Origin of the sequence: Alloalcanivorax marinus (genome assembly GCF_016906305.1) — a bacterium.
Classification (GTDB): Bacteria; Pseudomonadota; Gammaproteobacteria; order Pseudomonadales; family Alcanivoracaceae; genus Alloalcanivorax; species Alloalcanivorax marinus.
Genome location: NZ_JADDOL010000013.1, coordinates 49,228 through 60,900 on the forward strand (window position 1 = coordinate 49,228; position 11,673 = coordinate 60,900).

General features: G+C 66.1%; 10 protein-coding genes. 5 read left to right on the top strand and 5 right to left on the bottom strand.

Going from position 1 to position 11,673, the window contains the following annotated elements; all coding sequences use genetic code 11:
* The first annotated feature begins 136 nt into the window (after positions 1 to 136).
* Genes IM760_RS12090 through sthA form a run of 3 tightly spaced genes read left to right on the top strand, consistent with a single transcriptional unit; the run spans position 137 to position 3,388 of the window.
* Positions 137 to 1,249: a DUF2066 domain-containing protein gene (locus IM760_RS12090; RefSeq protein ID WP_204429596.1), complete on the top strand. Its 1,113-nt coding sequence runs from the start codon at positions 137 to 139 to the stop codon at positions 1,247 to 1,249.
* The gene (gene hda, locus IM760_RS12095; protein WP_204429598.1) at positions 1,246 to 1,932 is read left to right on the top strand and encodes a DnaA regulatory inactivator Hda; all 687 of its coding nucleotides are present in this window, start codon (positions 1,246 to 1,248) and stop codon (positions 1,930 to 1,932) included. The genes IM760_RS12090 and hda overlap by 4 nt, the downstream gene beginning before the upstream one ends.
* Positions 1,933 to 1,987: 55 nt before the next feature.
* Positions 1,988 to 3,388, top strand: a complete 1,401-nt coding sequence (gene sthA, locus IM760_RS12100) for a Si-specific NAD(P)(+) transhydrogenase (RefSeq protein ID WP_204429599.1) — start codon at positions 1,988 to 1,990, stop codon at positions 3,386 to 3,388.
* Positions 3,389 to 3,578: 190 nt separating this feature from the next.
* Here sthA and IM760_RS12105 read toward each other — a convergent pair whose 3' ends face one another.
* The 5 genes from IM760_RS12105 to IM760_RS12125 all read right to left on the bottom strand — a co-directional run bounded on the left by IM760_RS12105 (position 3,579) and on the right by IM760_RS12125 (position 7,875).
* Positions 3,579 to 5,012, bottom strand: coding sequence for an esterase-like activity of phytase family protein (locus IM760_RS12105; RefSeq protein ID WP_204429600.1), 1,434 nt, complete (start codon positions 5,010 to 5,012; stop codon positions 3,579 to 3,581).
* A gap of 30 nt (positions 5,013 to 5,042) precedes the next feature.
* The gene (locus tag IM760_RS12110) at positions 5,043 to 5,921 is read right to left on the bottom strand and encodes a hypothetical protein (protein ID WP_204429601.1); all 879 of its coding nucleotides are present in this window, start codon (positions 5,919 to 5,921) and stop codon (positions 5,043 to 5,045) included.
* 173 nt (positions 5,922 to 6,094) lie between these two features.
* Positions 6,095 to 6,688, bottom strand: a complete 594-nt coding sequence (smrA, locus tag IM760_RS12115; RefSeq protein ID WP_204429602.1) for a DNA endonuclease SmrA — start codon at positions 6,686 to 6,688, stop codon at positions 6,095 to 6,097.
* 169 nt (positions 6,689 to 6,857) lie between these two features.
* A complete protein-coding gene (locus tag IM760_RS12120) occupies positions 6,858 to 7,025 on the bottom strand; it encodes a hypothetical protein (RefSeq protein WP_204429603.1) in 168 nt (55 codons plus the stop codon).
* A 97-nt stretch (positions 7,026 to 7,122) separates the two neighbouring features.
* Positions 7,123 to 7,875 carry a glutathione S-transferase N-terminal domain-containing protein gene (locus IM760_RS12125; RefSeq protein WP_204429604.1) on the bottom strand — a complete coding sequence of 251 codons (753 nt, stop codon included), beginning with the start codon at positions 7,873 to 7,875 and terminating at the stop codon, positions 7,123 to 7,125.
* Positions 7,876 to 8,177: 302 nt separating this feature from the next.
* Between IM760_RS12125 and IM760_RS12130 the strand changes: the two genes are divergently transcribed.
* On the top strand, positions 8,178 to 9,389 hold the full coding sequence (locus IM760_RS12130) for an acetyl-CoA C-acetyltransferase (RefSeq protein WP_204429606.1): 1,212 nt from the start codon (positions 8,178 to 8,180) through the stop codon (positions 9,387 to 9,389).
* A gap of 22 nt (positions 9,390 to 9,411) precedes the next feature.
* Positions 9,412 to 11,571 (top strand): 3-hydroxyacyl-CoA dehydrogenase NAD-binding domain-containing protein, encoded by a 2,160-nt coding sequence (locus tag IM760_RS12135; RefSeq protein WP_204429607.1) that lies wholly within the window; start codon positions 9,412 to 9,414, stop codon positions 11,569 to 11,571.
* The last annotated feature ends 102 nt before the right edge of the window (positions 11,572 to 11,673 follow it).

An 11,673-nucleotide genomic window follows, 5' to 3' on the forward strand; every position in this document is an offset into this window, starting at 1 on the left:
CCGCGTATTCTAGCAATGCCGGACCCCGGGGAGAACCGCGCCGGCAATATTGTTACCGGTGGGGAATCCGGTTCGCCAGAAAGGGTCGGATCAGGGATAATGGCGCGCGTTCACAAAACCGGCTTTGGAACTGTCGATGTATCGCTTTTTGTTGATTCTGGTGGCGGCCCTGATCTGGGCCGCGCCGGCCTGGGCGGCGGAGGCCGGCCAGGTTTCGGTGCCGCTGCGCGGCGATGCGCCGCAGGGTGACGAAGCCCGCCGCGACGCCCTGCAGCGGGGCCTGGAAACGGTCATCACGCGGCTGACCGGTCGCGACCGGGTGGCCGAGCTGCCCGGCGTGGCCCAGGCACTGGCGCAGCCGCAGCGCTGGGTGTTGCGCTATTCCTACGAGGACGGCGAGCCGCCTCGGCTGCGGGCGGTGTTCGACGAGCGCGCCCTGACCCGTTATCTGGCGGACCAGGGCACACCGGTATGGGGCGGCGAGCGCCCGCCGGTGCTGGTGTGGCTGGTCACCGAAGGCACCGGGCGCGGCGATCTGGTGACCGCCGGCGACCCGCTGGCGGAGCGCCTGCGCGCCGCCGCCGGCCGCCGGGGCGTCTCGCTGGTGTTGCCGGAGTGGGATCAGCGCGACCGGGATGTGGTGGCGGTGGCCGATGTGCGCGGCCGCTTCGACGGGCCGGTGCTGCAGGCCTCGCGCCGCTATGACACCGACTGGGTGGCCACCGGCGTGCTCTACGGCGGTGCTTCCACCACGCTCAACTGGCGGCTGCTGGACCACGGCGATCAGGTGGCCGGGCAGCGCGCCAGCGCCGCCGACACCGACGCCGCCCTGGACGCCTTCGTGGGCGCCCTGGCCGATCAGATCGCGGAACGCTACTCCCTGGGCGGCGAGCGCGGCGGCGACCAGGGTAATGGCGACGCCGCCTCCGGCGCGTCCGACGGCGGGGTGACGCCGCCGCCGGTGTTCACCGGCGACGCCCCCACCGGCGATGTGCTGATCCGCGACGACCGGGTGGTGACCGTGCGCGGCGTGCGCACCCTCAAACAATGGCACGATCTGTACCGGGCGCTGGCCGATTCCGGCCCGCTGCGCGGCGTGGCCCTGCGGGTGGTCAGCGACGACCGGGTGCAGTTTGAACTGGACTTCTCCGGCGGTCGCGCGCAACTGGAACGGCTGATGGCCGGCGTCGCCGGCCTGACCGCCTGCGGCGACGCCGCCGCCCCGCCACTGACCTATTGCCTGCGATGAGTCAGCTGCCGCTGGCCCTGGAACTGCGAGAGGGCCATACCCTGGACAACTTCCTGGCCGGTCCCAACGGCGCGGCGCTGGCCACGGTGCGCGCCGCCGCCGACGGTGAGGAGCGCCAGGTGTTCGTGTGGGGCGGCGCCGGCCAGGGCCGCAGCCATCTTCTGGAAGGCGCCGTGCGGCGTGCCCAGGAGCAGGGCCGTGACGCCTGCCTGCTGCCCGCCGGCGAGCTGCTGCCGCTGGTGCCGGAGGTGCTGGAATCCATGGAGCAGTTCGACCTGCTGGCACTGGACGACGTGGACCGCTTCGCCGGCCACGCCCAGTGGGAGGAAGCCCTGTTTCATCTTTACAACCGGGTGATGGCCGGCGGCGGCGTGCTGCTGTTCAGCGCCGCCGCCGCCCCCGGCGCGCCGCGCTGGCTGCTGCCGGACCTGGCCACGCGGCTGGCGGCGGGGCCGGTGTTCCGGCTGCAGCCGCTCAGCGAGGAGGAGCTGGCGGCGCTGCTGACGGAGCGGGCCCGCGAGCGCGGCCTGAAACTGGGCGCCGAGGTGGCGCGCTTCATGGTGATGCGCAGCGAGCGGTCACCGGCGCTGCTGCTGGAGCGGCTGGCGGTGCTCGATCGCACCGCCCTGGCCCGGCAGCGGGCCCCGACCATCCCCTTTATCAAGGATGTGTTCGGCTGGTAGCGCGCCGGTTCCGGTAACGATCAAACGCCTGAATCGACCAATCAACGAGGGGTCTATGGATATCAGTTCGGGATGGGATCTGGTGGTGCTGGGCAGTGGCCCGGCCGGGGAAGCCGCCGCCATGCAGGCGGCCAAGGGCGGCCTGCGGGTGGCGGTGATCGACCGCCGCGAGCAGCTGGGCGGCAACTGCACCCATTGGGGCACGATTCCTTCCAAGGCGCTGCGTCATCAGGTGCGTCAGGTGATCCGTTCGCAGCGCAACCCGCTGTTGCGCGGGCTGATCAATCCACGCCAGGTGCGCTGGCAGGACCTGATCCAGCGCTCCGGCGAAGTGGTGGACAGCCAGGTTCAGGTGCGCGGTGATTTCTATATTCGCAACCGCGTGCGGGTGTTCGCCGGCCGCGGCGAGATCCAGTCCCCGGGCGAAGTGCGGGTGGACGACGACGCCGGCCGCCAGTGGCTGCTGCGCACCCGCCATATTCTGATCGCCACCGGCTCGCGGCCCTACCACCCCGAGGACGTGGACTTCGATCATCCGCGTATCTACGACTCCGACACCCTGCTGCGCATGAACCACACGCCGCGCCATATTCTGGTGTACGGCGCCGGCGTGATCGGCTGTGAATACACCAGCATTTTCACCGGGCTGGGGATGCGCGTGGACCTGATCAACAGCCGTCAGCACCTGCTCGATTTCCTGGACACGGAAATTTCCGACGCGCTCAGCTATCACCTGCGCGAGCAGGGCGCCACCATTCGTCACAGTGAGCAATATTCCAAACTGGTGGCGGACGACGACGGCGTCACCCTGGAACTGCAATCCGGTAAACGGCTGCGCGCCGACGCGCTGCTATGGAGCAACGGCCGTTCCGGCAATACCCAGAACATCGGCCTGGAGAACATCGGGCTGGAGGCGAACAGCCGGGGCCAGCTGGCGGTGGACGAGCGCTACCAGACCGCCGTGGAAGGCGTCTACGCGGTGGGCGACGTGGTCGGCTGGCCTTCCCTGGCCAGCGCCTCCTACGACCAGGGCCGCTTCTGCGCCGCCGGCATCGTCGACGGCGGGCCGGTGAAGCAGGTCACCGATGTGCCCACCGGCATCTATACCATTCCCGGCATCAGTTCCGTGGGGCGCACCGAGCAGGAACTGACCGAGGCGCGGGTGCCCTACGAAGTGGGGCAGGCGTTCTTCAAGAATCTGGCCCGGGCGCAGATCACCGGGGAACGGGTGGGCATGCTCAAGCTGCTGTTTCACCGCGACACCCTGGAAGTGCTGGGCATTCATTGTTTCGGCTACCAGGCCATGGAAATCGTGCACGTGGGCCAGGCGGTGATGCGCCAGCCGTCGCCCAACAACACCATCAATTATTTCATCGACACCACCTTCAACTACCCGACCATGGCCGAGGCGTATCGGGTGGCGGCGATCAACGGGGTGAATCGGGTCAAGCGCTGATCGCGACTGAAGCCGCTCCTACGACAATCATCCCCGTAGGAGCGGCCGGGCGGCGTTCCGCTTCAGCCGCGATACCGGCCGAAGGCCGCGGAAGAAAATCCGCGGCCCCACCCTTTTTTACTTTCAATTGGCCCGCTACTGGCACGGACAACCCGCCCCCACGGCCAGCCCGGAACTTGCAGCTTCGCCTTTATTTGACAGCCAAATCCGCTGGGACGATGTACAGGCGGTTACGGTCGATGGTGTTGCTGTCGAGCATCTTTTGTTCCAGTTCGCCGCTGCTGGTGGACCAGGTGGCGAAGTCGTCGTCGTTGAGTACGCCGAGGGTTTTGCTGTCGATCACCCAGAGGCCTTCCATTTTGTCATGGGGGTAGCTCAGCTGGGCCACCATATCCACCACCAGATGCTTCTCCACCGGCACGATATTGTGGGCGGCCAGGCCGCTCCAGCCGTCCGTCTGAACCACTTCTTCCAGGGTACTGCCGGCGATGGTCAGGCCCAGGTCCGGGTCCTGGCTCAGGTCGCCGCCGGTGGCCAGGGTTTCCAGGTTGGTGCCGGTGCTGAGGTCGATGCGGTAAACGGTTTTCTGGGCGGAAGGGTTGGCCGCGCCGGCGCCGTCCGGACCGCCGTACAGGAAGCTGCCGTCGCGTTCGAGCACCAGAAACTGGGTGGCGCTCAGGGCGGCCAGTTCGGAGTTTGAGTTCTGGTTTTTTTCCTGCTTGTACAGGTACTGGCCCACGCTGCCGTCGTCCAGATTGATGGTGACGATGCGGGTCATGTCCAGGTTGCGCACGTCCTTGGTCGGGTTGTCCATGGTCGATTGCATGATGCCCACCAGGGTTTTCTCGTCCGGGGTGATGGCCAGGCCTTCCATGCCACGGTTGGCGCGGCGGTTGGCGAACTCCGCCGGCAGGGTGTAATCGTTACGCTGGTCGCCGGCGAACGGATTGATACGGCCGATTTCCTTGCCCTCGGCATCGAAATGCACGATGTGCGGGCCATACTCGTCGGACACCCAGAAGGTGCCGTCACTGAGTGCCACCATGCCTTCGCCATCCAGCCCATAGTCATCCAGGCGCAGGGGGTTGGTCTCGGCGTCATAGGGCTGGGTCGGGTCTTCCAGTACCGGGGAGCCATCGGCGTTGTAGGGCGTTTCGCCGGTGCCACCCAGGGCGCTGTTGTTGGGCAGGCCGGTGATCAGGCTGCCATCCGGGCGCTTCAGCAGGATGGTGTCGAGCAGCACCACCTTGCCCTCACTGGTGACTTCATAGTGCCCGATGCGGGGCGTGTACTCCGGGGTGGGGAATTTCTTACCCTTGCCATAGTTGCCGGTAAAGTTGGCATTGGGGCCCCGGTCGGTCAGCGCGTAAAAGCGGCGCTTGCTGGCCGGGTCGCCGGTCATGGCGGAACCGTAGCCGCCGTTGCGCACCTCGAAGGGCTGCTGGGTATTGGCATCGATCAGATCGGAGCGCAGCACGGTGTAAGGCAGCGCCACGCCTTCCGCCGGGAAGTTGTCGGCCAGTGAGGTGGGCGAAGTGTCATCGTTGTTACTGGACGAATCACCACCACAACCGGAAAGCAGAGCGGCGGAGACCAGGGAGGCAAGCAGGGTTTTCTTGAACATGGGCATGTTCCTTGTTTTTTGTTTGGGATTTCAGGGCTGACAGAACTGGCTGTCGTACTGATAGAAAAACCGTGTCTTGGTCTGGCCATCGGGCTCCACCCAATCGCTCAGGCCACGCAGGGCATCAAAGGCCCGCCGGGCACGGTTCACCACCTTGCGGGTGTAGTCCGCGGAGGGGTCTTCATACTTGAAGGAGATCTCGGCCACCGCCGGTGACGGGTTGCCGGAAGGGGGGCCGGCATACCAGAGCGTGATGCTGATCTCCGCGTCATGCTGGCCCAGATCGATATCCACGTTGCGGTACACGCGCTCGGTCACCGTCAGATCACCGACCACGGCCAGGGTCAGATCGTCATCCAGGCCATAGTCATTCTGGAAGCCGGGGAAATGCGCATGGACATCATCCATTCGATTGAGCTTGCGGCTGTTGGGTGCCTTGGTGGAGTGGCTGTACAGCACCTTGAACGGCACCCCGCCGGTGGCGCCCACATCCGCTTCCAGTTTGCTTTCCGCGCCATTGGTGCTGGAGGAAAGATCCTCGAAGTCGGCGATGTAACGATCCGGGCTACGAAATTTCAGGGTTACTTCCGAAGCACCATTTTCCACCCGCTCGCGGAAGCTGTAACCCAGCTGCTCCAGCACGCAGGAGCCCGGGGTGTCGAAGAAACGCACCTGCCTGTCATGGTCCAGGGTGGCGGTGCCGGTGACGTTACGATTGATGGCGTCTTCGATGGCGGGCTCGGCCTCCTGCATCAGGCTCAGCACATCACTCTGTTCGTTCTGGTAATGGAACCGGCTGGCATCGAGGATCAGCTTGTACTCGCGGGAAATCACATCCGGATTGGCTTGCGCCGACGTGGTGGCCAGCACGCCCAGCACCGCCAGACCCCCGGCAAGAAGGATTTTCACTGCTATCGCCCCCAGGTTTCACGAATCCGGCAATGCCGGTGGTAGGGCACTTTAGAAACGGGGGATGACGCTTTGATGAATGGGTGTCGAAGAACAGGCCGCGGGCCTCGCGACTGAAGTCGCTCCTACAAACGCCCCGTAGGAGCGACTTCAGTCGCGAGGCCCGGGATCACTCACCGCTGGGCGCGGCTGCGCTCGTAGAAGAATTCCCGATTCTTCTGGCTGGCGGTATCGGTCTTGCGCAGCAGCGCCAGGGTCACGCCGGCGCCGCCCTGCTGGGGCGGGGCGCTGTGGAAGGCGAGCACCTGATCAAACTCGCTGAGCCAATGCATCACGTAGCTTTTCAGCAGACCCGGGCGCTCGCTGTGCTGGCCCTTGCCGTGGTTGATGAGCACCGTGCGCTGGCCATTCTGCTGGGCTTCGCGGATAAACAGGTAGACCTGATCGCGGGCCTCCATCAGGCGCACCCGGTGCAGATCCAGGCGCGCCTGCGGGTCGTACTTGCCCAGCCTCAGCTTGCGGTAGACCCCTTCCTGCACACCGTTCTTCTTGACGCCGACGATGTCGTAGGGGCCCGCCTCGGGCACCCGTTCGGGCACGGTCAGGGGGTTGGGGTCGCGGTTGGGGCGGGCGGTGGCGGAGGCGCGCCGCAGCCGCTGGCTCAGGGTGGGTTCCCGGCGGCGGTGCTCCCGCACCCGGTCATCGTCCTTGAGGGGGGCCACGCCGGCCATTTCACGGCGGAACAGGTCGTCGTCGTAGTCGCCCATGGCTCCTCTCCTCGAAACGCGGTCACGGGTCGGGGATTCGTCATCCGGCGAATGCCCTTACCGAAGATAGTAGCAACCTCGCGGATCGCTGGCACCCCGGCGCGCCGGCAAAGCGAAAGCGCGGAGCAGCGGCGGGCTGCTCCGGGCGATGGGGCCGGCGGAACGCGGGTCAGTGTGGCTGGCGTTGCGGGCGGGAACGGCCCTGAGGGGCGGCTTCCTCGTCGTCGAGGTGGTGCCGCTGTTGTTTGGCTTCCCGTTTACGGCGTTCCTTGCTGACGCGCTGGTGTTCTTCTTCCCACTCGCGGGCGTCGTAGTCATCAAATTGGCGACGACTCATGTTCGCTACTCTTTAAGCTGTGTTGTGGATGGGAGAGGGCTCCCAACCCCTATATAGCACCGAAAACGCATGTGGAGAAGGTCCCCGCGCACCTTTTTTAGCGGGCGTAACGGGTCTGTAAATAATCGAGAATACGCCGCGACTCGAACAGCTCCTCGCCGGTGTTGGGGTCGATCAGGTAGGGCACCGCCACGCGGCCCGCCCGGGCCAGCAATTCCTGGCGGTGTCGCTGGGTGGGCAGGTACTCCATTTCCAGGGCCTTGCGCATGGGCGGCAGCACCCAGTCCTGCCATTGATCGCGCCCGCATTGACGCAGCAGGTACGGCAGCTGCAGCTCGCAGAGCCGCTCGCGCACCAGCCGGGCGAACGGGCTGCCCTCGAAGGAATAAAGGATCAGCGGCTGCTCGGGCACCGCCGCCTCGCGGGCGCGCAGCCCGTGACCGGCGCGGGTCAGCGACGCGGCCATGGAGGCGGCGGTGCGGGCCCGCAGGCGCCAGCCGCCGGGCGCCGGACGGCCGCCGTACTCGCGATACAGGTAGTCGATGATGTCGGCGGATTCGTACAGCGCCACGCCAGTATTGGGGTCCATCAGATAGGGAAAGGCCTGGCGTCCGCCCAGCTTCTCCACCAGGGGCCGGTAGCGATCGCCGCCCTTGGGGCAGGGGTGGATCAGCACGTCCAGGTCCAGCTCGGTGAGCGCCTCGCGCACCAGCCGGCAGAACGGGCAGCCTTCCATTTCGTACAGCTCCAGCGGCTCCGCCGGCTGGCGGGCCGCCGGTCGGGTGGCGATACCGCGGCCCTGCTGGGCCAGGCTGGCGGCCAGGGAACGGGCCTCATCCAGGGAAAGCATGACGATCTCCTTTGTCGGTTTGGTGGTTACCCTGGGGCCGCGCCGGGCGGCATGCAATGGCCGCCGCGCCCGGCGGATCGCGACTGAAGTCGCTCCCGCGGCGCTTACCGAGTCCGTGCAGGAGCGGCTTCAGCCGCGATCCGCGATGCGCTGGCCGTTCCGCTCAGGGCGGCTGAGCGCTCCTGTCATTGCCGCGCCGGCGGGGCTGGGGCACCCTGGCCGTCTGCTTTTCATCGACGCCGGTGCCGCCGGGCCCCGCCCGCGCCGCGCCGGTTACTGCCCAAGGCGAGAGGAAAGGTTACATGACCGAAGCCTATATTTATGACGCTATCCGTACCCCGCGGGGTCGCGGCAAAAGCGACGGTTCCCTGCACACCGTCAAGCCGCTGGACCTGGTGGTGGGTCTGATCGACGAAGTGCGCGCGCGCTTCCCCGATATGGACGTAAACCGCATCGACGACGTGCTGCTCGGCGTGGTCACGCCGATCGGTGACCAGGGGGCCTGCATCGCCAAGACCGCCGCCCTGGCCGCCGGTCTGCCGGACACCGTGGCCGGCTACCAGCTCAACCGGTTCTGCGCCTCCGGCCTGGAAGCGGTGAACACCGGCGCCCAGAAAGTGGCGTCCGGCTGGGACGATCTGATCCTGGCCGGTGGCGTGGAAGCCATGAGCCGGGTGCCCATGGGCGCCGACGGCGGCGCCTGGGCCATGGACCCGATCACCAACTACGACACCGGCTTCGTGCCCCAGGGCATCGGCGCGGACCTGATCGCCACCCTGGAAGGCTTCTCCCGCCGTGACGTGGACGAGTTCGCCGCCGAATCCCAGGCGCGCGCCGCCAACGCCTGGGAGAAAGGCTACTTCCAGCGCTCCGTGGTGCCGGTCAAGGACCGCAACGGCATGATGGTGCTGGAAAAGGACGAGCACATTCGTCCCGGCACCAGCGCCGACAAGCTCGGCGAGCTGAACCCCTCCTTCGCGGTGATGGGCGAGATGGGCGGCTTCGACGCCGTGGCTCTGCAGAAGTACCACCAGGTGGAGAAAATCAACCACGTGCACACCGGCGGCAATTCCTCCGGCATCGTCGACGGCGCCGCCCTGGTGGTGCTGGGCAACGAGCAGGTGGGCAAGGACTACGGCATGACGCCGCGCGGCCGCATCGTGGCCACCGCCATCAGCGGCGCCGATTCCACCATCATGCTCACCGGCCCGGCCCCGGCCTGCCGCAAGGTACTGAAGAAAGCCGGCATGACCGTGGATCAGATGGACCTGGTGGAAATCAACGAAGCCTTCGCCTCCGTGGCCATGCGCTTCATGAAGGACATGGGCCTCAGCCATGACAAGGTCAACGTCAACGGCGGCGCCATCGCCATGGGCCATCCGCTGGGCGCCACCGGCGCCATGATCCTGGGCACGGCGCTCGACGAGCTGGAACGCCGCGACAAGAAATTCGCCCTGTGCACCCTGTGCGTGGGCGGCGGCATGGGCATCGCCACCATCATCGAGCGTCTGTAACGGACCCAACGGAGAGAACACCATGACTGAATCGACTATCCGCTGGGAACAGGACGCGGACCACATCGTCACCCTGATCCTGGACGATCCCCAGCAATCCGCCAACACCATGAACGAGCGCTACATGCGCTCCATGGAAGAGACCGTGAGCCGCCTGGAAAAAGAGAAGGACGACATTGCCGGGGTGATCATCACCTCCGCCAAGAGCACCTTCTTCGCCGGCGGCGACCTGCGCGATCTGGCCAAGGTGACCAAGGAAAACGCCCCGGAATTCGCCAAGGGCGTGGAAGCCGGCAAGGCCCAGCTGCGCCGCCTGGAAACCCTGGGCAAGCCGGTGGTGGCGGCGCTCAACGGCACCGCTCTGGGCGGTGGCCTGGAAATTGCCCTGGCCTGCCATCACCGGGTGGCGCTGAACAATCCGAAGGCCCAGTTCGGCTTTCCCGAAGTGACCCTGGGCCTGCTGCCCGGCGCCGGCGGCGTGGTGCGCACGGTGCGCATGCTGGGCATCCAGAACGCTCTGATGCAGGTGCTGATGCAGGGCCAGCGGCTGAAGGTGGAAAAAGCCAAATCCGTGGGCCTCATCGACGACATCGCCGACAGCGAAGACGACATGCTGGCCAAGGCCCGGGCGTGGATCAAAGCCAACCCGAAAGCCAAACAACCCTGGGACGAGAAGGGCTACAAGATCCCCGGCGGCACCCCCAGCACCCCGGCGTTCGCGCAGAACCTGCCGGCGTTTCCGGCCAACCTGCGCAAGCAGCTCAAGGGCGCCAACTACCCGGCGCCGCGCAACATCATGGCCGCCGCCGTGGAAGGCGCCCAGGTGGGCTTCGACGACGCCCTGACCATCGAAGGCCGCTACTTCGTGGAACTGGCGCGCGGTCAGGTGGCGAAGAACATGATCAACGCGTTCTTCTTCAACCTGCAGGCGATCAACGCCGGCGCCAGCCGTCCCAAGGACGTGCCCAAGTACAAGGCGGAAAAGGTGGCGGTGCTGGGCGCCGGCATGATGGGCGCGGGCATCGCCTACGTCACCGCCCGCTCCGGCGCGCAGGTGGTGCTCAAGGATGTGTCCATCGAGAACGCGGAGAAAGGCAAGGCCTACTCCGAGAAGCTGCTCGACAAGGAAGTGTCCAAGGGCAAGATGAGCCAGGAGAAGAAAGAAGAAATCCTCGCGCGCATCACCCCGGCCGCCGACGCCAAGGATCTGGAAGGCGTGGACTTCGTGATCGAGGCGGTGTTCGAGAACACCGAACTCAAGCACAAGGTGTTCCAGGAAATCGAGGACGTGGTCAATCCGGACGCGGTGCTCGGCTCCAACACCTCCACGCTGCCGATCACCGGCCTGGCCGAAGGCGTGAAGAAGCAGGATAACTTTATCGGCATCCACTTCTTCAGCCCGGTGGACAAGATGCCGCTGGTGGAAATCATCCGCGGCAAGAACACCAGCGACGAAGTGCTGGCCAAGGTGTTCGACTACACCTTGCAGATCAAGAAGACCCCCATCGTGGTGCACGATTCCCGGGGCTTCTTCACCAGCCGTGTGATCGGCACCTTCATCAACGAGGCCATCGCCATGGTCGGTGAAGGGCAGAACGCCAACTCCATCGAACAGGCGGCCACCCAGGCCGGTTACCCGGTGGGCGCGCTCAAGCTGATCGACGAGATCAACATGAAGTTGTCCCTGAAGATCGCCGGCGAGTACAAGCAGGCCGCCGAGAAGGCCGGGGGCGAAGCCCAGCGGCACCCGGCCCTGGCGGTGATGGAAAAAATGGTCAACGACCTGGACCGCCCGGGCAAGCTGGACGGCAAGGGCTTCTACGACTATCCGGAAGGGGGCAAGGCGCACCTGTGGCCGGGTCTGAAAGAGCAATTCCCGGCCCGGGACCCGATCCCGTTCCAGGACATGCAGGAGCGCATGATGTTCGCCGAGGCCATCGAAACCGTGAAGTGCTTCGAAGAAGGGGTGATCGATTCGGTGGGCGACACCAACATCGGCTCCATCTTCGGCATCGGCTTCCCGGCCTGGACCGGCGGCGTGGTGCAGTACATGAACCAGTACGAGGGTGGCCTGCGCGGCTTCGTGGCGCGCGCCCAGGAACTGGCCAGCACCTACGGCGAGCGCTTCACGCCGCCGAAACTGCTGGTGGAAAAAGCGGAAAAGGGCGAGATGTTCAAATAACAACAAAGCCGCTTTCCGCGACCCCGGAGCCCCGCCGCAAGGCGGGGCTTTTTTGTTGTTCATCTGAAGCTGCCGTCGCGCCCTGAGTCGCGCCCCGGCTGG